Source organism: Cryobacterium arcticum, from assembly GCF_001679725.1.
GTDB lineage: Bacteria > Actinomycetota > Actinomycetes > Actinomycetales > Microbacteriaceae > Cryobacterium > Cryobacterium arcticum_A.
In genome coordinates, this window is record NZ_CP016282.1 from 2,028,567 (window position 1) to 2,051,537 (window position 22,971).

18 protein-coding genes are annotated in these 22,971 nt (G+C 67.0%); 6 read left to right on the forward strand and 12 right to left on the reverse strand.

The genetic code is table 11. The features are described 5' to 3' along the window. Positions 1-201: 201 nt before the first annotated feature. The 6 genes from tkt to pgl are packed head-to-tail and all read left to right on the forward strand — an operon-like array spanning position 202 to position 8,379. On the forward strand, positions 202-2,295 hold the full coding sequence (tkt, locus tag PA27867_RS09075) for a transketolase (RefSeq protein WP_066595481.1): 2,094 nt from the start codon (positions 202-204) through the stop codon (positions 2,293-2,295). A 43-nt stretch (positions 2,296-2,338) separates the two neighbouring features. Further along, positions 2,339-3,451, forward strand: a complete 1,113-nt coding sequence (gene tal / locus PA27867_RS09080; RefSeq protein WP_066595483.1) for a transaldolase — start codon at positions 2,339-2,341, stop codon at positions 3,449-3,451. Next, positions 3,448-5,070 carry a hypothetical protein gene (locus tag PA27867_RS09085; RefSeq protein WP_066595489.1) on the forward strand — a complete coding sequence of 541 codons (1,623 nt, stop codon included), beginning with the start codon at positions 3,448-3,450 and terminating at the stop codon, positions 5,068-5,070. The genes tal and PA27867_RS09085 overlap by 4 nt, the downstream gene beginning before the upstream one ends. Before the next feature lie 44 nt (positions 5,071-5,114). Continuing rightward, complete coding sequence (zwf, locus tag PA27867_RS09090) at positions 5,115-6,656, forward strand: glucose-6-phosphate dehydrogenase (RefSeq protein WP_066595491.1); 1,542 nt, start codon at positions 5,115-5,117, stop codon at positions 6,654-6,656. Next, the gene (locus PA27867_RS09095; RefSeq protein WP_066595493.1) at positions 6,653-7,612 is read left to right on the forward strand and encodes a glucose-6-phosphate dehydrogenase assembly protein OpcA; all 960 of its coding nucleotides are present in this window, start codon (positions 6,653-6,655) and stop codon (positions 7,610-7,612) included. Before zwf ends, PA27867_RS09095 begins: the two co-directional genes overlap by 4 nt. Then, positions 7,609-8,379, forward strand: coding sequence for a 6-phosphogluconolactonase (gene pgl / locus PA27867_RS09100; RefSeq protein ID WP_066595495.1), 771 nt, complete (start codon positions 7,609-7,611; stop codon positions 8,377-8,379). The genes PA27867_RS09095 and pgl overlap by 4 nt, the downstream gene beginning before the upstream one ends. A gap of 96 nt (positions 8,380-8,475) precedes the next feature. On the opposite strand, the gene PA27867_RS09105 is transcribed toward pgl, so the two are convergent. From PA27867_RS09105 to coaE, 12 genes are all read right to left on the reverse strand, one after another. Then, on the reverse strand, positions 8,476-8,844 hold the full coding sequence (locus tag PA27867_RS09105; RefSeq protein WP_066595496.1) for an RNA polymerase-binding protein RbpA: 369 nt from the start codon (positions 8,842-8,844) through the stop codon (positions 8,476-8,478). 158 nt (positions 8,845-9,002) lie between these two features. Further along, positions 9,003-9,254, reverse strand: a complete 252-nt coding sequence (gene secG, locus PA27867_RS09110) for a preprotein translocase subunit SecG (protein WP_066595498.1) — start codon at positions 9,252-9,254, stop codon at positions 9,003-9,005. 118 nt (positions 9,255-9,372) lie between these two features. After that, a complete protein-coding gene (gene tpiA, locus PA27867_RS09115) occupies positions 9,373-10,164 on the reverse strand; it encodes a triose-phosphate isomerase (RefSeq protein WP_066595500.1) in 792 nt (263 codons plus the stop codon). Beyond that, a complete protein-coding gene (locus tag PA27867_RS09120; RefSeq protein WP_066595506.1) occupies positions 10,155-11,369 on the reverse strand; it encodes a phosphoglycerate kinase in 1,215 nt (404 codons plus the stop codon). The genes tpiA and PA27867_RS09120 overlap by 10 nt, the downstream gene beginning before the upstream one ends. Positions 11,370-11,383: 14 nt before the next feature. Next, on the reverse strand, positions 11,384-12,388 hold the full coding sequence (gap, locus tag PA27867_RS09125) for a type I glyceraldehyde-3-phosphate dehydrogenase (protein ID WP_066595509.1): 1,005 nt from the start codon (positions 12,386-12,388) through the stop codon (positions 11,384-11,386). Between the two features lie 91 nt (positions 12,389-12,479). After that, the gene (locus PA27867_RS09130; protein WP_066595513.1) at positions 12,480-13,106 is read right to left on the reverse strand and encodes a superoxide dismutase; all 627 of its coding nucleotides are present in this window, start codon (positions 13,104-13,106) and stop codon (positions 12,480-12,482) included. Positions 13,107-13,210: 104 nt separating this feature from the next. Further along, positions 13,211-14,191, reverse strand: a complete 981-nt coding sequence (gene whiA, locus PA27867_RS09135) for a DNA-binding protein WhiA (RefSeq protein WP_066595520.1) — start codon at positions 14,189-14,191, stop codon at positions 13,211-13,213. Between the two features lie 57 nt (positions 14,192-14,248). Further along, positions 14,249-15,124 (reverse strand): RNase adapter RapZ, encoded by an 876-nt coding sequence (gene rapZ / locus PA27867_RS09140; protein WP_066595529.1) that lies wholly within the window; start codon positions 15,122-15,124, stop codon positions 14,249-14,251. Between the two features lie 59 nt (positions 15,125-15,183). Next, the gene (uvrC, locus tag PA27867_RS09145; protein WP_066595531.1) at positions 15,184-17,145 is read right to left on the reverse strand and encodes an excinuclease ABC subunit UvrC; all 1,962 of its coding nucleotides are present in this window, start codon (positions 17,143-17,145) and stop codon (positions 15,184-15,186) included. Between the two features lie 13 nt (positions 17,146-17,158). Continuing rightward, positions 17,159-20,029 (reverse strand): excinuclease ABC subunit UvrA, encoded by a 2,871-nt coding sequence (gene uvrA / locus PA27867_RS09150; protein ID WP_066595533.1) that lies wholly within the window; start codon positions 20,027-20,029, stop codon positions 17,159-17,161. A 100-nt stretch (positions 20,030-20,129) separates the two neighbouring features. Beyond that, positions 20,130-22,193, reverse strand: coding sequence for an excinuclease ABC subunit UvrB (uvrB, locus tag PA27867_RS09155; protein WP_066595536.1), 2,064 nt, complete (start codon positions 22,191-22,193; stop codon positions 20,130-20,132). A gap of 9 nt (positions 22,194-22,202) precedes the next feature. Then, on the reverse strand, positions 22,203-22,865 hold the full coding sequence (gene coaE, locus PA27867_RS09160; RefSeq protein ID WP_066595545.1) for a dephospho-CoA kinase: 663 nt from the start codon (positions 22,863-22,865) through the stop codon (positions 22,203-22,205). Between the last annotated feature and the right edge of the window lie 106 nt (positions 22,866-22,971).

The window sequence follows — 22,971 nt, forward strand, 5'->3', positions numbered from 1 at the left end:
TGCCGCCGAAACAACACCGGCAATTCGGGTTCCCTATACTGGAATGGCTCGCCAATCTAAGGTGCATGCATCCGTGAGCCACCTGATACGGGCACTCTCTTGCGCACCTCGATGCCGATAACGATGTCGGCGGGCAAACACTCTCCAGCGGCGCGGGATAAAGACGTGCCGCCTTTGACGGATTCAGAAGGGTCAGTTCACGTGGCAGCATTGCAGTGGGATTCCATCGACAACCGAGCGGTAGACACCGCTCGCATCCTCGCGGCGGACGCCGTGGAAAAGGTCGGCAACGGCCACCCGGGAACGGCCATGAGTCTCGCCCCCGCGGCTTACCTGCTGTTCCAGAAAGTGATGCGTCGCGATCCCGCTGACAACGAGTGGATCGGCCGCGACCGGTTCATCCTCTCGGTGGGCCACAGCTCGCTCACCCAGTACGTGCAGTTGTACCTCGGCGGCTACGGCCTCGAGCTAGACGACCTCAAGGCCCTGCGCACCTGGGGCTCCAAGACCCCCGGCCACCCCGAGTACGGTCACACCGACGGCGTCGAGATCACCACCGGCCCGCTCGGCCAGGGCCTCGCCTCCGCCGTGGGCTTCGCCTACGCCTCACGCTTCGAGCGTGGCCTGTTCGACCCTGAGGCCGAAGCCGGCACCAGCCCGTTCGACCAGTTCGTCTACGTCATCGCCGGAGACGGCGACCTGCAGGAGGGCATCACCTCCGAGGCCTCCTCGCTCGCCGGACACCAGCAGCTCGGCAACCTGATCGCGATCTACGACTCCAACCAGATCTCGATCGAGGACGACACCAACATCGCCTTCACCGAGGATGTCGCGGCACGCTACGACGCGTACCACTGGCACGTGCAGACTGTCGACTGGAAGAAGACCGGCGAATACGTCGAGGACATCGCCGCCCTCAACGACGCCATCGAGGCGGCCAAGGCCGTCACCGACAAGCCGTCGCTGATCATCCTGAAGACCATCATCGGCTGGCCGAGCCCGAAGAAGCAGAACACCGGAAAGATCCACGGTTCCGCCCTCGGCGCCGAGGAACTCGCCGGAGTGAAGGAAATTCTCGGTTTCGACCCCGAGAAGACCTTCGAGGTCGCCGACGACGTCATCGCACACACCCGCAAGGCACTGGACCGCGGCGCTGAGGCGCACGCCGAGTGGAACGTGCGCTTCGACGCCTGGGCCGCCGCCAACCCCGAGCGCAAGGTCCTGCTGGACCGCATCCTCTCCGGCGACCTGCCCGACGGCGTCGAGGAGGCCCTCCCGGTCTTCCCCGCCGGCACCGAGGTCTCCACCCGTGCCTCCTCCGGCAAGGTGCTCAACGCTCTCGGCCCGGTCATCCCCGAACTGTGGGGCGGCTCCGCCGATCTCGCCGAGTCGAACAACACCACGATCAGCAACTCCGCTTCCTTCATCCCGAGCGAGCACTCCACCGGCGAGTGGACCGGCAACCCTTACGGCCGGGTGCTGCACTTCGGTATCCGCGAGCACGCGATGGCCGCCATTCTGAACGGCATCGTCCTGCACGGCAACACCCGCCCGTTCGGCGGCACCTTCCTGATCTTCAGCGACTACATGCGTCCGGCCGTGCGACTCGCCGCCCTCATGAAGGCCCCGTCGATCTTCGTCTGGACCCACGACTCCGTGGCCCTCGGCGAAGACGGACCGACCCACCAGCCGATCGAGCAGCTCGCGACGCTCCGCGCGATCCCCGGACTCGACGTGGTGCGCCCCGGCGACGCCAACGAGGTCTCCTGGGCCTGGAAGACGATCCTCGAGCGCCGCAACGGCCCGGCCGGCATTGTGCTGACCCGCCAGAACATCCCCGTCTTCGAACGTGGCGACGGTGACGCCACCGGCGAGACCTTCGCGTCGGCCAAGAACGTCGCCAAGGGCGCCTATGTCCTCGCCGAGGCCCCGAACGGAACGCCCGACGTGATCCTCATCGCCACCGGCTCCGAAGTCCAGCTGGCTGTCAACGCCCGCGAGGCACTGAAGGCGGATGGCATCAACGCTCGCGTGGTGTCGGTGCCGAGCCTCGAATGGTTCGAAGAGCAGTCCGCCGAATACCGTGAGGCAGTTCTGCCGAGAGCGATCACCGCTCGGGTATCGGTTGAGGCCGGAATCGCGTTGACCTGGACTAAGTACGTCGGCGACCGCGGCCGCAGCGTCTCGATCGAGCACTTCGGTGCATCGGCCGACTACAAGACCCTGTTCCGCGAATTCGGCATCACCACGGAGGCCGTCGTCGCCGCCGCCAAAGAATCCCTCGCCGCGCTCTAAGCGCGACACCTACAAGCGCAGCATTCAAGGAGATTTGATTTTCATGACTGAAACAACCCCCACCGCCGCACTGTCCGCCGCGGGCGTCAGCATCTGGCTCGACGACCTGTCCCGTCAGCGCATCCAGTCCGGCGGACTGACGACCCTCATCGAGGAGAAGAACGTCGTCGGCGTCACCACCAACCCGACGATCTTCGCCGGTGCGCTCAGCAAGGGCGAGGCGTACGCCTCCCAGGTGGCCACGCTGGCCGCCGCCGGCACCACGGTGACCGATGCGGTCTTCGAGATCACCACCGACGACGTCGCCGCCGCCTGCGACATCTTCCGCCCGATCTACGACGCCACGAAGGGCTTCGACGGCCGCGTGTCCATCGAGGTCGAGCCCGGCTTCGCCCACGACGCCCAGAAGACCCTCGCCCAGGCCCAGCAGCTCTGGAACAAGGTCAACCGGCCCAACGCGATGATCAAGATCCCCGCGACCATCGAGGGCCTCGAGGCGATCACCGAGACCATCGCGCTGGGCATCAGCGTCAACGTCACCCTGATCTTCAGCCTCGAGCGCTACCGCGCCGTGATCAACGCGTACCTGAGCGGCCTGGAGAAGGCCAAGGCCGCTGGCATCGACCTGTCGACCATCCACTCGGTCGCCTCGTTCTTCGTGTCGCGTGTCGACACCGAGATCGACAAGCGTCTCGCGGAGGTCGGCACCGACGAAGCCCTCGCCCTGCAGAGCAAGGCCGGCGTCGCCAACGCGCAGCTCGCCTACCAGGTCTTCGAGCAGTCCTTCACGACCGAGCGCGCGTCCGTGCTGCTCGCGGCCGGCGCCAACAAGCAGCGTCCGCTCTGGGCCTCCACCGGGGTCAAGTCCGCCGACCTGCCCGACACCCTCTACGTGACCGAACTAGTCGCCCCCGAGGTCGTCAACACCATGCCGGAGAAGACCCTCGAGGCCACCTTCGACCACGGAGTCATTGTCGAAGGTGCCGTCACGGGCTCCTACGACGCCGCGAATGCCGTGCTCGACGCCATCGCGGCGCAGGGCGTCTCCTACGACGACGTCACCCGCGTGCTCGAAGAGGAGGGCGTCTCGAAGTTCATCATCTCCTGGAACGAACTCCTGGACACCGTGACGGCTGCGCTCGAGTCCGCCAAGTGAGTTTCCGGATCTCGGTGAGCGGTGCGGCGGCAGAGGCCGTCCGCACCGTGGTTCCCACACTGGTCGCCGACCTGATCGCCTCAGGCATCACGTCGCTCGACCCTGCCCTGTGGGGACCCGAGGCGGAGGAAGAGGCCGGCACACGGCTCGGTTGGACCGAGTCCGTGGCCACCTCCCGTCCCCTCGTCGCCGAGATCTCCGCGCTGCGCGAGGAACTCCACACGCGAGGCGTCACTCACATCGTCCTGGCCGGCATGGGCGGTTCGTCGCTCGCCCCCGAGGTCATCACGCTCACCAGCGGTGTCCACCTCACGGTGCTCGACGCGACCGACCCCGGCCAGGTGCGGGCGGCGCTGACCGACCGAATCGAGTCCACCGCCCTGGTGGTGTCGTCGAAGTCGGGCGGCACCGTGGAGACCGACAGCCAGCGTCGGGTCTTCGAACGTGCCTTCCAGGACCGCGGGATCGACCCCGCCGAGCGCATCATCGTGGTCACCGACCCCGGCTCACCGCTCGAGGCGTCGGCCAGGGAAGCCGGCTACCGGGTGTTCACCGCCGACCCGACCGTCGGCGGACGCTTCTCGGCGCTGACCGCGTTCGGCCTCGTGCCGTCCGGCCTGGCCGGGGTGGACGTCGGACAACTCCTCGACGAAGCCGACGCCGTCTCCCTGACCCTGGCCGTCGACTCCGTGGACAACCCCGGTCTCATCCTCGGAGCGGCGATCGCCGCGGCTGCTCCGCGACGAGACAAGCTCGCCATCGTCTCCGACGGCACCCACATCGTGGGTTTCGCCGATTGGGCCGAGCAGCTCATCGCCGAGTCCACGGGCAAGCGCGGCACGGGCATCCTGCCCGTGGTGCTTGACGCGGATGCGCCTGAGCTCACGGCTTCACTGCCCGACCTGCAGATCCTGCGCGTCGTAGCGGATGCCGGCGACGAGGTCTTCGTGCCCCTCGACGGCACGGACCATGACGGTGCCGACGAGATCCGCGTCAGCGGAACCCTTGGCGCACAGTTCCTGGTCTGGGAGTACGCGACCGTCGTCGCGGGCCGGCTGCTCGGGATCAACCCGTTCGACCAGCCCGACGTCGAATCCGCCAAGACCGCCACCCGCGGGCTGCTCGATGCCCGTCCGGCTCCCGAACCCGCTGCGTTCATTGCCGACGGCATCGAGATCCGCGGTACGCCACACGTCATCGGCGCGGCCAGCGACCTGGCCGGCGCCGTCGACGCGTTGCTCGAAGAACTCGGCCCGGACGGGTACGTCGCTGTCCAGGCGTACGCGGACCGCGTGGCACTCCCCCAGCTCGCCGAACTGCGCGCGCTCCTGGCGACGCTGTCGCGCCGTCCGGTCACCTTCGGCTGGGGCCCCCGGTTCCTGCACTCCACCGGCCAGTTCCACAAGGGTGGCACCCCCACCGGCGTGTTCCTGCAGATCCTCAGCACCCCCGCTGAAGACCTTGAGATCCCGGGCCGTCCGTTCACCTTCGGTGAGCTCATCCAGGCCCAGGCCGCCGGCGACGCCAGCGTCCTCGCCGAGCACGGTCGTCCGGTCCTCACCCTCACGTTGACCGACCCGGCTGCGAACATCAGTACCCTGTTCGCCGCAGTCCGGTAAGTCACGCCCCCGCTTCTGTTCACTGTCACCCTCTAAGGAGCTGCATGTCCCCGGTGGAAATCACCCCGGAGTTCAATCCGTTGCGTTCACCCTCCGATTACCGCCTGAATCGCATTGCGGGGCCCTCGAGCCTTGTGATCTTCGGCGTCACCGGAGACCTGTCGCGGAAGAAACTCATGCCCGCCGTCTACGACCTCGCCAACCGGGGCCTCTTGCCGCCTGGATTCGCTCTCGTCGGGTTCGCCCGCCGGGACTGGGACAACCAGGACTTCATGCAGGTCGTGCACGACTCCGTCAAGGAGTACGCCCGCACCGAGTTCCACGAAGATGTCTGGGCGCAGCTGGCCGAGGGAATCCGGTTCGTCCCGGGAACCTTCGACGACGACGCGGCCTTCGAGCTCCTCAAGGAGACCATCGAGGAACTGGACCGGGAGCGGGGAACCATGGGCAACCATGCGTTCTACCTGTCGATCCCGCCCAAGGCGTTCCCCCAGGTCACGGAGCAGCTGCGTCGCTCCGGTCTGGCCGAGCAGAAGAACGGCCAGTGGCGCCGCGTCGTCATCGAGAAGCCCTTCGGCAGCGACCTGAAGACCGCCCGCGAGCTCAACGACGTCGTCGAATCGGTCTTCCCGGCCGACTCCGTCTTCCGCATCGACCACTACCTGGGTAAGGAGACGGTGCAGAACATCCTCGCGCTGCGCTTCGCGAACCAGTTGTACGAACCCATCTGGAACGCCAACTACGTCGACCACGTGCAGATCACCATGGCCGAGGACATCGGCGTCGGCGGCCGGGCCGGGTACTACGACGGCATCGGCGCGGCGCGCGACGTGATCCAGAACCACCTCCTGCAGCTCCTGGCGCTCACCGCCATGGAGGAGCCGATCTCCTTCGACGCCGCGGACCTCCGCACCGAGAAGGAGAAGGTGCTCGCTTCCGTACGGTTGCCGGAGGACCTGGCCACGGGCACCGCCCGCGGACAGTACGCCGGCGGCTGGCAGGGTGGCGAGAAGATCCTCGGCTTCCTGGAAGAAGACGGCATGAACCCGGAGTCGCTGACGGAGACGTACGCGGCCCTGCGCCTGGAGATCGATACCCGACGCTGGTCCGGGGTGCCGTTCTACCTGCGCGCCGGCAAGCGCCTGGGCCGCCGCGTCACGGAGATCGCTGTGGTGTTCAAGCGAGCACCCCAGTACCTCTTCGAGAAGAGCCAGACGGCCGCTCTCGGTGAGAACGCCCTGGTGATCCGGGTGCAGCCCGACGAGGGCGTGACCATCCGGTTCGGATCCAAGGTGCCCGGTGTCGGCATGCAGGTGCGCGACGTGACCATGGACTTCGGTTACGGCCACGCGTTCACCGAAGCCAGCCCCGAGGCGTACGAACGCCTGATCCTGGACGTCCTGCTGGGCGACCCGCCGCTCTTCCCCCGCCACGAAGAGGTCGAGCTATCGTGGAAGATCCTCGACCCCATCGAAGAATTCTGGGCAACCCAGGGTCAACCGGAACAGTACCGACCCGGAACCTGGGGGCCCGCATCAGCCGACGAACTGCTGTCACGAGACGGCCGGAACTGGAGACGCCCATGATCGTCGATCTGCCGGACACCACCACGTCCAAGATTTCCAAGGCGCTCGTGCGCATCCGGGAAGAGGGCGGCGCTGTCGCACTCGGCCGGGTGCTCACCCTCATCATCGCCGCCGAACTCGGCCATGAGGAAGAGGCCATCGAAGCGGCCAACGACGCCTCCCGGGAACACCCCATGCGCGTGATCGTCCTGTCGACCCAGCCCGACGGCGCCGCTGCCTGCGACCCGCGTGTCGACGCGGAGATCCGGGTCGGCGGAGACGCCGGCGCCAGCGAGGTCATCGTGCTGCGCGCCTACGGTGACGCCGCCAGCGACCCGGAGAGCCTGGTCACCGGCCTGCTGCTCCCCGACGCCCCAGTCGTGGCCTGGTGGCCCGGTGAGGCGCCTGAGGTGCCCGCCGAGTCGCCCCTGGGCCGCATCGCGTACCGTCGCATCACGGATGCGTCGGCGCAGGACGACCCGCAGGCCGCGCTCACCCGGATCTGCTCGACGTACCGCCCCGGCGACACCGACTTCGCCTGGACGCGTCTGACGCTCTGGCGGGCCCAGCTCGCCGCGGTGCTCGACCAGCCACCCTACGAGTCCATCACCGCCGTGTCCGTGACGGGGGCGGCCGACTCCCCCTCCACGACCCTGCTCGCGGCCTGGCTGCAGCTGCAGCTGCAGGTACCCGTGGACTACGAACTCACCTCGGGTGAGAACTCGAACGGGATCCGCGGCGTGCACCTCACCCGCGCATCCGGTGTCATCTCCCTGGAGCGCGAGGTCCCCGGAATCGCCACGCTGACCCAGCCGGGCCAGCCGGTGCAGGATCTGACGCTCAAGCGCCGCAGCCTGCGGGATTGCCTGAGCGACGAACTCCGCCGCCTCGACCCCGACGAACTGTACGGCGAGGTCATCACGCGTGGCCTGCCGCAGCTCACGGGCGCCACCACACCGACCGGAGGTCACTCATGACACACGACAGGCGTGTACTCGTACACGACGACAAGGCGGCGCTCATCGAGTCCGTCGCCACGCGGTTCCTCACCAAGATGGCCGACATCCTGCACGAACAGGGCCACGCGCATGTCGTGCTCACCGGCGGAAGCGTCGGGACCGGTGTGCTGGAGGCCATCAACGCCTCCCCCGACCGTGACAGCGTGAACTGGTCCAAGATCGACGTCTGGTGGGGCGACGAGCGTTGGGTCCCCCGGGGTCATGCCGACCGCAACGAGGGGCAGGCCCGCGCGGCCCTGCTCGACCACATCGATATTCCGGCCGGCAACGTGCACGCGTTCCCCGCGTCCGACGAGGGCCTGGACATCGATGCGGCCGCTGATCGATATGCGGCCGAGCTCAAGTCGATGGCCGCCCCGGAGTCCACGGTGCCGCAGTTCGACGTCACGTTCCTCGGCGTCGGTCCGGACGGTCACATCGCTTCCCTGTTCCCGCACATGCAGGGTATCCGGGAGAACGACCTCACGGTCATCGCGGTGCTGAACTCACCCAAGCCGCCGCCCGAACGTCTGAGCCTCACCCGCTGGGTAATCAACTCGTCCGAGCGCATCTGGCTTGTGGTCTCCGGTCCCGACAAGGCATCGGCCCTCGGCCTCGCCCTGGCCGGCGCCAGCCGTGACGAGGTGCCCGTTGCGGGCATCCGTGGCCGGCACTACACGGACTTCTTCGTGGACGGAGAGGCGGCCGCCGAGGTCCCGGAGAACCTGATCGAGCAGCCGCAGTAGGCGACTCCAGGCAGAACAAAAGCGCATCGGTTCCGAGGAACCGATGCGCTTTCTGTATTGCCTGCGCGCTGTGCGATGGGCCGTTGCCCACCTCAGTCAGTTGGTGGCGCTGAGCTTCCCGCGACGCACCCGGAGCTGCTGGAGGGCCTCCTCGAGGAGGGACTCGGCCTCTTCCTCGGTGCGACGCTCCTTGACGTAGGCCAGGTGGGTCTTGTAGGGCTCGAGCTTGACCACCGACGGCGGGTTCTCCTTGTCCCGGCCAGCGGGCAGACCCGAGGACGGGCAGTCGATGGTGTCGGGGATTTCCTCGTCGGGCAGGTTCGCGGCGAAGTAACGCACCGTCTCGTTGCCGAGGGCGTCCCAGTAGGAGACCCGGATGCGATCGGCGTGGAAACCACGGTCCTGCTCGCCCATGGGGCCCGCTCCGACTCGCGAGCCGCGAATAGCGCTTCCGCCAGATGCCATTGTGTTCCTCCGCTTGAAAACTGTTCGGCTGGTTCAGGTTGTCTGCTGCTGGTCCGGTCGCGCCGTGGGTGACCGGATGCGACGGTGTCGCGAGCTGGTGCCGTAGCCCTGGTTGCCGGCCCGGTCCGCTGGTGAGCGGGCGGGCGGCAGCCGTCAGGCTACGCGCCGGTATCGAATTTGGTGATCAGGCCGAGCACGACGATGCAGGAGATCCACAACACGGCCAGGATGATGGTGATGCGGTTGAGGTTCCGTTCGGCGACGCCGGAGGCGCCAAGGTTGGAGGTGACGCCGCCGCCGAACATGTCGGACAGCCCGCCGCCGCGCCCCTTGTGGAGCAAAATGAGCATAGTGAGCAGGAGGCTCGTGATACCGAGCAGAACCTGCAATACAACCTGGAGAATCTCCACGCGAAACCTTTCACAAAACGATGGGCGCTAGAGCTCCACCAAGACCACTGGCAATTATAGCCTGACGGCAAAACGAAACCCGCCGCACCCCCCGAGTGGGGGATGTGGCGGGCGTTCGTTACAGTCCGACGTGCTTCTGGAACCGGACGATGCTCGAGAACTCGGTGATGTCGAGGCTCGCACCGCCGACCAGGGCGCCGTCGACGTTCGGTTCCTTCATGAAACCGGCGATGTTGACGCCCTTGACCGAACCACCGTAGAGGATCCGGGTCTTGTCCGCGACGTCCTGGCCGAGCACCTCGGCGAGGGTCGTCCGGAGCGCTGCAGCGACCTGTTCGGCCTGGTCGGGAGTTGCGGCCTGGCCGGAGCCGATGGCCCAGACCGGCTCGTACGCCACAACGATGTCAGCGGCGTTGTCGACACCCGCGAGGGCTGCCTTCAACTGTGCGACGGGAACTGCGCTGGGGCCGTGCAGCTCGAGGTCCGCGGCGGTTTCGCCGACGCAGATGATCGGAACCAGGTTGTGCTTCAACGCTGCGGTCACCTTGGCGGCGACGACCTCGTCGGTCTCGTTGTGCAGGGTGCGTCGCTCGGAGTGACCGATGAGCACGTACTGGCACTCGAGTGCGGCCAGGAACGCCGCCGAGATCTCACCCGTGTATGCGCCGGACTCCTGGGTGGAGACGTCCTGTCCGCCGTATGCCAGCGGCAGCTTGTCGGCCGCCACGAGCGTCTGCACGCTGCGGAGGTCGGTGAAGGGCGGGAACACGGCGACCTCGGTGGAGGTGAAGTCGTGGCCGGCGTCCTTGAGGCTCCAGGCGAGCTTCTGGACGAACGCGATGGCCTGGAGGTGGTCCAGGTTCATCTTCCAGTTGCCCGCGATCAGTGGGACACGCGTGTTTACTGCCATCCGAGGACCTCCAGTCCTGGCAGTCGCTTGCCCTCGAGGAACTCGAGGCTGGCGCCACCGCCGGTAGAAATATGACCGAACTGGTCATCGTTGAAACCGAGGATGCGAACTGCGGCGGCGGAGTCTCCTCCACCGACGACGCTGAGTCCGTTGACCTCGGTCAGAGCGGCGGCAACCGTGCGGGTGCCGTCGGCGAAGGGTGCCAGCTCGAACACGCCCATGGGGCCGTTCCAGAAGACGGTCTTCGACTCACGGATGATCGCTGCGAACGCAGCGGCCGTGTCCGGTCCGATGTCCAGGCCCAGGCCGGCAGCGCCGAACGGGGTGTCCTCGATCTGATCGGCCGGCGTGGTGACGTACTCGGCGTCTGCCCCGAACTTGGAGGCGACGACGACGTCCGTCGGCAGCACGATCTTGACGCCGAGGCGCTCGGCCTCGGCGAGGTAACCGCGCACGGTTTCGATCTGGTCGACCTCGAGCAGGCTCGCGCCGACCTTGTGGCCCTGGGCCGCGAGGAAGGTGAAGAGCATGCCGCCGCCGATGAGCAGCGAGTTCACCCGCGGAAGCAGGTGTCCGATGACGCCGAGCTTGTCCGAAACCTTCGAGCCGCCGAGGATCACCGTGTACGGCGCCTCCGGCTTCTCGGTGAGGCGGTCGAGCACGTCGAGCTCTGCTGCGATGAGCAGGCCGGCGGCGCTCGGCAGGATCTGGGCCAGGTCGAAGACGCTGGCCTGCTTGCGGTGCACGACACCGAAGCCGTCGGAGACGAGGGCATCGCCGAGGGCGGAGAGCTCGGTGGCGAACGCCACCCGCTCTGCGTCGACCTTGCTGGTCTCCCCCGCGTTGAAGCGGAGGTTCTCCAGAACGACGATGTCGCCGTCCGCCAGGGCCGCGACGGCGGCCTGGGCGGATTCGCCGACGGTGTCCGTGGCGAATGCCACGGGGGAACCGATCAGTTCAGCCAGGCGTGCCGCTACCGGCGCGAGGCTGTACTTGGGGTTGACCTGGCCGTCGGGGCGCCCGAGGTGAGAAACGATCACCAGACGGGCGCCCTGTTCGACCAAGGCCTTGAGGGTGGGCAGGGACGCCCGCACACGGCCATCGTCGGTGATCTGGCCGTCTTTCAACGGAACGTTCAGATCACACCGAACGATGACGCGCTTGCCGTGGAGCGATCCCAGCGATTCGATAGTGCGAAGCGTCACTGCGAGTCCCCTAGTTAGAGACGCTCGGCGACGAACTCGGTGAGGTCAACCATGCGGTTGGAGTAGCCCCACTCGTTGTCGTACCAGGAGGACAGCTTGACCTGGTCGCCCAGGACGCGCAGCAGGCCGGCGTCGAAGATCGAGGAGTGCGGGTCGGTGACGATGTCGCTGGAGACGATCTCGTCTTCGGTGTACATCAGGATGCCCTTGAGGGGGCCCTCTGCTGCTGCCTTGTAGGCGGCCTTGATGGCCTCGACCGTGACCGGCTTCTCGGCGACGACGGTGAGGTCGGTGATGGAACCGGTGGGCACGGGTACGCGCAGGGCGAAGCCGTCAAGCTTGCCGGCGAGCTCGGGGAGCACGATGCCGAGGGCCTTGGCGGCACCGGTCGACGTCGGGATGATGTTGACGGCGGCGGCGCGGGCACGACGGAGGTCGCTGTGCGGGCCGTCCTGCAGGTTCTGGTCTGCGGTGTACGCGTGGATGGTGGTCATCAGGCCGCTCTTGATGCCGAAGTTGTCGTTGAAGACCTTGGCCAGCGGTGCGAGGCAGTTGGTGGTGCAGGAGGCGTTCGAGATGATGTCGAACTTCGCGGAGTCGTACGTCTCCTCGTTGACGCCCATGACGATCGTCGCAACATCGCCGGTGGCGGGAGCGGAGACGATGACCTTCTTGGCACCGGCGGTGATGTGCTTGCGTGCGTCGTCGGCCTTGGTGAAGCGACCGGTGGACTCGATCACGATGTCGACGCCCAGGGCGCCCCAGGGCAGGTTGGCCGGGTCGCGCTCGGCGAGAACCTTGATCGGCTTGCCGTTGACGAGGATCGAGTCGCCCTCGACGGAGACGGTGGCGTCCAGACGACCCGTGATGGAGTCGTATTTGAGGAGGTGGGCCAGCGTCTTGGTGTCGGTGAGGTCGTTGACTGCAACGATCTCGATGTCGCTGCCCTGGGCCAGTGCGGCGCGCAGGTAGTTGCGGCCGATGCGGCCAAATCCGTTAATGCCAATCTTTACAGACACGAATGACTCCTGTTATTGATGGCGCGTGTGGCGCCGGTGGTGGGGATGAAAAAAGCGAAAGTGGTGGGGGCGGCCTGTGGGCCGATGAGCGCTACGAGAGTAGCAGCAGGCCGTTGGTCTTCTCCTGGGCGGCGAGGAAGCGGGCCTGCACGTTTTCCCAGTCGACGATGTTCCAAAATGCCTTCACGTAGTCGGCACGAACGTTCTGGTAGTCGAGGTAGTACGCGTGCTCCCAGACGTCGAGCATGAGCACGGGAACGGTGCCGGCAGCGAAGTTGGCCTGCTGGTCGAAGAACTGCTGGATGATCAGGCGCTGCCCGATCGAGTCCCACGCGAGCACCGACCAGCCGGAGCCCTGTACGCCCATCGCGGTCGCCGCGAAGTGCGCCTGGAACTTGTCGAAGGAGCCGAAGAAGTCATCGATGGCGCTGGCGAGTTCGCCGATGGGCTTGTCGCCGCCGTTCGGGGACATGTTGGTCCAGAAGATCGAGTGGTTGACGTGTCCGCCGAGGTTGAACGCGAGGTCCTTTTCCAGCTTGTTGACGTAGCCGAGGCTGCCGGAATCGCGGGCCTCCGCCAGCTGGGCCAGGGCCGTGTTGGCGCCGGTGACGTACGCCTGGTGGTGCTTGCTGTGGTGGAGTTCCATGATGGTGCCGCTGATGCTCGGCGCGAGAGCCGAGTAGTCGTAAGCCAGTTCAGGCAGGGTGTATTCGGCCATAGCTCATATCTCCTCATTTATGTGGCGGCGGCAGGATTTCTCCCGCCACCTGCACTGTAAGTGACCTTTTTAGTCTACTCAGGTGGATAGGGGACGTTAGTCCCTCACACGTCGTCGAGGTCAGCGGGCAGGTTCGCGTCGGTGCCGGGGATCCCGAGGTCGACGGCCTTCTTGTCGGCCATCGCGAGCAGCCGGCGGATGCGCCCGGCGACGGCGTCCTTGGTCATCGGCGGGTCGGCGTGGTGACCGAGCTCGTCGAGGCTGGAGTCGCGGAACGACAGCCGCAGCTCCCCCGCATACCGCAGGTGCTCGGGGATGTCGTCTCCGAGGATCTCCATGGCCCTATCCACGCGGGCGCAGGCGGCGACGGCGGCCTGCGCGGAGCGGCGGAGGTTGGCGTCGTCGAAGTTGACCAGGCGGTTCGCGGTGGCGCGCACCTCGCGGCGCTGCCGCAGGGCCTCCCAGTTGAGCACGGTCTCCTGGGCGCCCATCTGCACGAGCATGGCGCCGATGGCGTCACCGTCACGGATGACGACGCGGTGCACACCGCGCACCTCGCGCGCCTTCGCGACGATGCCGAGGCGTCCGGCCGCGCCCACGATGGCCATGGCGGCCTCGTTGCCCGGGCAGACGACCTCGAGCGCGGCCGAGCGGCCGGGATCGGTCAGTGAGCCGGCCGCGAGAAACGCACCGCGCCAGACGGCCGCGATCTCGTCCTTGGACCCGGTGGTCAGTCGGTTGGGCAGGCCGCGGATCGGGCGGCGTCGGGCATCGAGCAGGCCGGTCTGTCGCGCGAGGGTCTCGCCGCCCTCGAGCACCCGGACGAGGTAGTGGTTGGTGCGGCGCAGGCCGGAGGCCGTGATCACGGAGACGTCGCTGCGGACGCCGTAGAGCTCGGCGAGGTCCTTGCGTACCCTCCGGGCCAGCAGGGCGGTGTCGAGTTCCGACTCGATGGCGATGCGGCCGGAGATCATGTGCAGACCACCGGAGAATCGCAGGATCGTGGCCAGTTCGGCCGCCCGGACCGTGGTCTTCGAAACCTCGACGCGTGCTAGTTCATCTTTGACGTCGATGGTGAGTGCCAATCGTCATTTCCATTCTGTTGTTCGGGCCTGCCGTCGTGGTCGACGGCGGGCCTGCCGTTATTCTCGTCCGAGGTCGCGGTGCTTGAGGCTCACCGCGACGCCGGGAAATTCTTGGAGCAGCCCGGCCAGTTCCCGTGCCATGGCCACCGAGCGGTGCTTGCCGCCCGTGCAGCCGATGGCGATGGTGGCATGACGCTTGTTCTCCCGCTGGTACCCGGCCAGCACCGGGCGCACGGCGGCGGCATACGCGTCGATGAATTCGCGCGCGCCTTCCTGGCCGAGCACGTAGTCGCTGACCTCGGGGTCGAGCCCGGTGTGCGGGCGCAGTTCGGGGATCCAGAACGGATTGGGCAGGAAGCGGGCGTCGGCGACCATGTCGACGTCGGTGGGGAGGCCGTACTTGAACCCGAAGCTCATCACGGTGAGGTGCAGCCCGGCCGCGTTCTCCGCGGCGAAGCGTTCGGTGATGGTGGTGGCCAGCTGGTGGATATTGAGGTCGGAGGTGTCGATGACGATGTCGCAGGACTCGCGAACGACGGCCAGGCGGGTGCGTTCGGCGGAGATCCCGTCGAGGATCGTGCCCTCCCCCTGCAGCGGGTGCGGCCGGCGCACGGCCTCGAACCGGCGCACGAGCACGTCGTCGCGAGCCTCGAGGAAGATCACCCTGACCTGGGTGCCGCTGCGCAATGCCTGGACGAGTTCTTGGAAATCGCCGAAGAAGTCCCGGCCGCGGATGTCGACGACGGCGGCGATCTTGGGCAGGTTGGTGCCGGCTCGGCCGACGAGCTCGACGAGCGGTCTGAGCATCTGCGGGGGCAGGTTGTCGACGACGTACCAGCCGAGGTCCTCGAGCGCGTTCGCCACGGTCGATCGTCCGGCGCCTGACATGCCCGTGACAATGAGCATCTCCTGCTTCTGGGTCTCCGTGCTCATGCTGGATTGCGCCTTCGGTCGAAGTGAGTGAATGTCCAGCTTATCGACCGGTGGCCTGCTCAGGCGCGCAGGTGCCGGTGGATACCCTCCGCTAGGGCCGGTCCGATGCCGCGGATCTCGGCGATGGAGTCCACCGAGGCCTCCCTGAGCTTGGCAACCGAACCGAAGTGAGCGAGCAGGACCTTGATGCGGGTGGGGCCGAGGCCGGGGATTTCGCCCAGGATGGTGTTGATGTCACGTTTGCGCCGGGCCCGTTGGTGGGTGATCGCGAACCGGTGTGCTTCGTCCCGGATCCGCTGGATGAGGAAGAGGGCGTCGCTGTTGCGCGGCAGGATGACCGGGTAGTCGGAGTCCGGCAGCCAGATCTCCTCCAGCCTCTTGGCGATGCCGCACAGGGTGATGCCTTCGACGCCGGATTCCCTCAGGGCGCGAGCGGCCGCGGCGACCTGGGGCTGGCCGCCGTCCACGATGAGCAGGTTCGGCTGGTAACGGAATTTCTTCCGTTTCGCGGCGCCGCCGTTGCCGGCCTCGTCCTCGGCCTCGTCCGGGGACGGAGCTTCGGCGGGAGGGGTGAGACCGGCCGCCTCGCCGTCGACCGTGATGACCCCGCCCGTCGGCAACGCCTCCGGGGTGCTGCCGTCCGGCACCAGGTAGGCCAGCCGCCGGGTGAGCACCCGGTAGAGCGAGTCGGTGTCGTCGGTGGACTCCGGCACCCCGAACCGGCGGTACTCGTCCTTGCGCGGCAGGCCGTCTTCGAAGACCACCATGGACGCGACGATATTCGTGCCGCCGAGGTGGGAGACGTCGTAGCACTCCATGCGCAACGGCGCCGACTCCATGCCGAGGGCCTCCTGCAGGTCCTCGAGCGCCTTCGACCTGGCCACGAAGTCCGAGCTGCGCCGGGTCTTGTAGAGCATCAGCGCCTGCTTGGCGTTCTGGGTCGCCGTGGCGAGCAGCGCCGCCTTCTCGCCACGCTGGGCGGCCACGAGCCGCACCTTGCGGTTCGCGATGCCGCCCAGCCAACCCTCGAGGGCGTCGGCGTCGTCGGGCAGCTCCGGCACCACGATCTCCCGGGGCGGCCGGGCGTCGCCCGTGTAGGCGGTCTGCATGATCGAGTCGATCAGCTCGCTCATGCTCAGGTCGAGTTCCTTGTCGACGACCCAGCCGCGCACACCGCGGATGCGTCCGCCGCGCACGATGAACAGCTGAACGGCCGCGGCCAGTTCGTCCTGCTCGATCGCGAACAGGTCGATGTCGACGTTGTCGCGCAGCACCACGGCGCTCTTCTCGAGCACGGCGTCGAGCGCCTTGACCTGATCGCGACGCCGGGCGGCCAGCTCGTAGTCCTGGGCGAGCGAGGCCTCTTTCATCTGCGCCGTCAGGCTGTTGATGAGTTTGCGGTCCTGGCTGCCCATGAAGCTGACGAAACCGTTGACGATCGTCCGGTGCTCCTCGATGCTGACCGTGCCCGAGCAAGGGCCGAAGCAGCGACCGATCTGACCGGCGAAGCAGGGCTTGCCCGACTGCATGGCGCGTTTGTAGTTGGCGTTGTTGCAGGTGCGGATCGGGAACGCCTTGAGCATCAGGTCGATCGTCTCGTGCACGGCCCAGACCTTGGGGTACGGACCGAAATACCGTGCGCCCTTGATGCCCGTGGTGCGGGTCACCAGGGCCCGTGGGGCCTCGTCGGCCAGCGTCACCGCGAGGTACGGGTAGGACTTGTCGTCCTTGAACTGCACGTTGAACGGCGGATCGAACTCGTTGATCCAGGTCCACTCCAGTTGCAGGGCCTCGACCTCGGTGCCGACCGTCGTCCATTCGACGCTGGTCGCCGTGGTGACCATCCGGCGGGTGCGCTCGTGCAGGCTGCTCAGCGGCGCGAAATAGTTGCTCAGCCGGGCCCTGAGGTTCTTGGCCTTGCCCACGTAGAGCACCCGCCCGGAGGCGTCGCGGAACCTGTACACACCGGGTTCGGTGGGAATCTCCCCGGGCTTGGGGCGATAGCTCAGTGCGTCAGACATTGTGTTCCTCTGCCTACCGTGCGGCGAGGACCTCCTTCAGGAACATTCCGGTGTGACTCGTCTTGACCGAGGCGACATGCTCGGGGGTGCCGGTCGCGAGCACCTTGCCGCCGCCGGAGCCGCCCTCCGGACCGAGGTCGATGACCCAGTCCGCCGACTTGATGACGTCGAGGTTGTGCTCGATCACGATGACGGTGTTGCCCTTGTCGACGAGGCTGTTCAGCACCAGCAAGAGCTTACGCACGTCCTCGAAGTGCAGGCCGGTGGTGGGCTCGTCGAGAACGTAGACGCTGCGACCGTTGGAGCGGCGCTGCAGTTCGGTGGCCAGCTTGACCCGCTGGGCCTCGCCGCCCGAGAGGGTCGTGGCGCTCTGGCCCAGCCGCACGTAGCCCAGGCCGACCTCGACCAGGGTCTTGAGGAAACGGTGGATCGCCGAGATCGGCTCGAAGAACTCGGCCGCCTCGCTGATCGGCATGTCCAGGACCTCGGCGATGTTCTTGCCCTTGTAGTGCACGGTGAGGGTGTCGCGGTTGTAGCGCGCTCCCCCGCAGACCTCGCAGGCCACGTACACGTCGGGCAGGAAGTTCATCTCGATCTTGATGGTGCCGTCGCCGGAGCACGCTTCGCAGCGGCCGCCCTTGACGTTGAAGCTGAACCGGCCGGGCAGGTAGCCGCGCGCCTTGGCCTCCATGGTCTCGGCGAAGAGTGTGCGGATCTTGTCGAAGACCCCGGTGTAGGTGGCGGGGTTGGAGCGGGGCGTGCGCCCGATCGGGGCCTGGTCGACGTGGATGACCTTGTCGAGCTGGTCGAGACCGGTCACCTTGCTGTGCTTCCCTGGCAGCTTGCGGGCACCGTTGAGCCGGTTCGCGAGCACCCGGTAGAGCACATCGTTGACCAGGGAGGACTTGCCGGATCCGCTCACGCCGGTGACGGCGGTGAAGACGCCCAGCGGGAATTTGACGGTGACCTTGCGGAGGTTGTTCGCCTCGGCGCCGACGACCGTGATCTCCCGCTCGGGGTCGAGCGGGCGACGGGTCGCGGGCGTGGCGATCGACTTGCGGCCGGACAGGTAGTCGGCGGTGAGCGACTTGGTGTTGGTGAGCAGGTCCGCATACGAGCCGGAGTGCACCACATGGCCGCCGTTGACGCCGGCGCCCGGTCCGATGTCCACGACCCAGTCGGCCGTCTTGATGGTGTCCTCGTCGTGTTCGACGACGATGAGGGTGTTGCCGAGGTCGCGCAGCGCCACCAGCGTCTCGATCAGACGCCGGTTGTCACGCTGGTGCAGGCCGATGCTGGGCTCGTCGAGCACGTAGAGCACGCCTGTGAGGCCCGACCCGATCTGGGTCGCGAGGCGGATCCGCTGCGCCTCGCCGCCGGACAGCGTTCCGGCGGCACGGGCCAGGCTCAGGTAGTTCAGGCCCACCCGGAGCAGGAAGTCCAGGCGCACCTTGATCTCGCGCAGCACCTGCGCGGCGATGGTCTTCTCACGGTCGGTCAATTCGAGCTTGTCCATGAAGTCACGGGCCTCGCTGAGGCTGAGGCTGCAGATGTCGGCGATGCTCATGTCGTGCACGAGCACGGCGAGGACCTCGGGCTTGAGTCGGGTTCCGTCGCAGACCGGGCAGGCGACCTCGCGCAGGTATTCGCCCCACCGCTGGCGCTGGGAGTCGGTCTCGGCCTGGAGGAACTGCCGTTCGATGTAAGGAACGACGCCCTCGAAGCCGGAGGTGTAGCTCATCTCCCGGCCGTAGCGGTTCTTCCACTTGACCTTGACCTCGAAGTTGTCGCCGCGCATGACGGCGGTGCGCACCTCGTCGCTCAGCTTCTTCCAGGGGGTGGTGAGCTTGAACTTGAGGTCGCGGGCCAGGCCGTCGAGAAGCTTCTCGTAGTACTGGAACAGGCCCTTGCCCTGGGTGGTCCAGGGCAGAACGACGCCCTCAGCGATGCTGAGATCGGGGTCGCCCAGCAGCAGGTCCTCGTCGACCGACATGCGCGTGCCCAGGCCGGAGCACTCGGGGCAGGCGCCGAACGGGGCGTTGAAGGAGAAGGTGCGAGGTTCGATCTCGGTCAGCTGCACCGGGTGGTTGTTCGGGCAGGAGAGCTTCTCGGAGTAGCTCTGCCAGGCCTCGTCGCCGGTGAGGTCGACGAAGTTGATCTGCACGAGCCCGTCGGTGAGCTTGAGAGCCGTCTCCAGCGAGTCGGTGAGCCGGCTGAGCAGGTCGGGGCCGGCGACCAGGCGGTCGACGACGACGGAGATGTCGTGCTTGAGCTGCTTCTTGAGGATCGGCGGTTCGTTGAGCTGGATCTGGGTGCCGTCGACCATGGCGCGGGAGTACCCGCCGGCGGCGAGCTCCTTGAACAGGTCGACGAACTCGCCCTTCTTCTGCGAGACGACGGGACTGAGGATCTGGTACCGCACCCCGGTCTCCAGCTCCATGAGCTGGTCGGCGATCTGCTGCACGGTCTGTGACTGGATGACCTCGCCGCAGACGGCGCAGTGCGGCACGCCGATGCGCGCCCAGAGCAGACGCATGTAGTCGTAGATCTCGGTGATGGTGCCCACCGTGGACCGCGGGTTGCGGTTGGTGGACTTCTGGTCGATGGACACCGCGGGGCTGAGGCCCTCGATGAAGTCGACGTCGGGCCGGTCGACCTGACCGAGGAACTGGCGGGCGTACGCCGACAGCGACTCGACGTACCGTCGTTGCCCCTCCGCGAAAATTGTATCGAAGGCGAGCGAAGACTTGCCCGACCCCGATAGACCTGTGAACACCACGAGCGAATCGCGCGGGATGTCCAGGTTGACGTTGTGCAGATTGTGCACGCGAGCACCACGGACGCTGAGTTGAGAGCCGTGCTCTACCTCTGAAATTGACACCATTCGAGTCTATGCAGTGCCACCGACACTCCAGTGCCACCCGCGCTCCTGCCGGGCCCCGCCGGGGCTCCTGCAGGGCCCGGGCGGCCCGGGTGGGGCCCGATCAGGCCAGGTGCCCGGCCTTCTCCATCTGGCGGAGTTCGCGCTTGAGTTCGGACACCTCGTCGCGAAGTCGTCCGGCCAACTCGAACTTGAGTTCGCCGGCGGCCTCGAGCATCTGGGCGTTGAGGTCGGCGATGATCGACTCGAGGTCGTTGGCGCCGTTCGCGGCCAAGCCCTTACGCATCGAGGGAGTGGGGCTGCGACGCCGGGCGTCGCGACCGGCCAGGAGCTCTGCGGTGTCGGCCTCCTCGCGGGCGAGGACATCCGTGATGTCGGCGATGCGCTTGCGGAGCGGCGTGGGGTCGATCCCGTGCAGGGTGTTGTACTCCACCTGCTTCTCGCGCCTGCGGTCGGTCTCGTCGATGGCCCTGGCCATCGAGTCGGTGATCCGGTCGGCGTACATGTGCACCTCACCGGACACGTTCCGGGCGGCACGGCCGATGGTCTGGATCAGTGAGGTCGACGACCGCAGGAAGCCTTCCTTGTCGGCGTCGAGGATGGCCACCAGGGACACCTCGGGCAGGTCGAGGCCCTCGCGGAGCAGGTTGATGCCTACGAGCACGTCGTAGACGCCCTGGCGCAGTTCGGTGAGCAACTCCACCCGGCGCAGGGTGTCGACGTCGGAGTGCAGGTATCGCACGCGCACGCCGGCTTCGGTGAGGAAGTCGGTGAGTTCCTCGGCCATCTTCTTGGTCAGCGTGGTGACGAGCACCCGCTCGTTGAGCCCGACGCGCACCCGGATCTGTTCGAGCAGGTCGTCGATCTGACCGGCGGAGGGCTTGACGATGATCTGCGGGTCGACGAGGCCGGTCGGGCGGATGATCTGCTCGACGATGCCGTCGGCGATGCCCATCTCGTACTTGCCCGGCGTAGCCGAGAGGTACACGGTCTGGCCGACCCGGTCCTTGAACTCGTTCCATTTGAGCGGCCGGTTGTCCAGCGCGCTGGGCAGGCGGAAGCCGTGCTCGACGAGAGTGCGCTTCCGGGACGAGTCGCCCTCGTACATGGCGCCGATCTGCGGCACGGTGACATGGGATTCGTCGATGACGACGAGGAAGTCGTCGGGGAAGTAATCCAGCAGGCAGTGCCCGGGCTCCCCCGCGCTCCGCCCGTCGATGTGGCGTGAGTAGTTCTCGATGCCGGAGCAGAACCCGATCTGCTCCATCATCTCCAGGTCGAACGAGGTGCGCATCCGCAGGCGTTGAGCCTCCAGCAGCTTGCCCTCGCGTTCCAGCTGACCCAGTCGTTCGGCCAGTTCCTCCTGGATGGTGCCCATCGCCCGCTGCATGACATCAGTGCTGGCGACATAGTGCGACCCGGGGAAGACCGAGACGGCATCGAGTTTCTTGACGACATCGCCCGTGAGCGGATGCAGGCTGTACAGCGCCTCGATCTCGTCGCCGAACATCTCGATTCGGATGGCGAGCTCTTCATACATCGGGATGATCTCGATGGTGTCGCCGCGCACCCTGAAGTGACCGCGGGAGAAGTCGATGTCGTTGCGCTGGTACTGCATGGCCACGAACTTGCGGATCAGCCAGTCCCGGTCGACCTTCTGGCCCACCTGCAGGGCCACCATGGCCTCGAGGTACCCCTCCGGGGTGCCGAGGCCGTAGATGCACGACACCGTGGAGACGACGATGACGTCGCGACGGCTCAGCAGTGAGTTGGTCGTGGAGTGCCGGAGCCGCTCCACCTCTTCGTTGATCGAGGAGTCCTTCTCGATGAAGGTGTCCGTCTGCGGAACGTAGGCCTCAGGCTGGTAGTAGTCGTAGTAGGAGACGAAGTATTCGACCGCGTTGTTGGGCATCAGCTCGCGGAATTCGTTGACGAGTTGGGCGGCCAGGGTCTTGTTGTGCGCAAGGACCAGCGTCGGACGCTGCACCTGCTCGATCAACCACGCCGTGGTCGCGGACTTGCCGGTGCCGGTGGCGCCGAGCAGCACGATGTCGGTCTCACCGGCGTTGATGCGGCCGGCCAGCTCGGCGATGGCACCGGGCTGGTCACCACTGGGGGTGTATTCGCTCACGACCTCGAAGGGGTGAACGGAACGGGTAGCTTCCATGCTTCCAGTCTAAGGAGCCCCACCGACACTCGGGTCGGCGGCCGCCTCGGTCGCCTCCGGGTGGGCGTCGTGTTGGGAACGCAGCTTGCGTTTCCACAGCCTGTCCACCTGGCTGAGGGTGGCGTCGAGGGACCCGGTCGAGTCGATGACGGCGTCGGCCACGGCCAGGCGCTCGTCGTCCCCGGCCTGCGCGGCGATGCGGCTGCGCGCGTCGGCTTCGTTCATGCCGCGCAGCTCCACCATGCGGCGCACCCGGGTTTCGGCATCGGCGTGCACGACGACGATGAGGTCGAAGGGGTGGCCGACGGAGGCCTCGACCAGCAGGGGCACGTCGTAGACCACGACGACATGCGGGTTGGCCCGCTCGGCCGCGTCGATGGCCTGCGCGGACAGGGCTCTTACGGCGGGGTGCACGATCTGGTTGAGCAGGTTGAGCGCCGCCGGGTTGCCGAAGACGATGGCGCCGAGGGCCGCCCGGTTGAGGCTGCCGTCGGCGTTGGCGACCTCGTCTCCGAAGACCTCGATCACGTGCGCCAGCGCATCCGTGCCCGGTGCGACGGCCGCTCTGGCCAGCTGGTCGGCGTCGATCACCACTGCGCCGTGCTCGCCGAAGCGCTTGGCCACGGTGCTCTTCCCCGATGCGATCCCGCCGGTCAACCCAATCAAGTACACGGCCCCATGCTAACGAACGCACGGAACGTCAGCCCCGGGGCCCGCCGCAGTGGGTGAACGTGCACAGCGGCGGGCCCGGAATCTGAAACGGACACGACGGTTAACC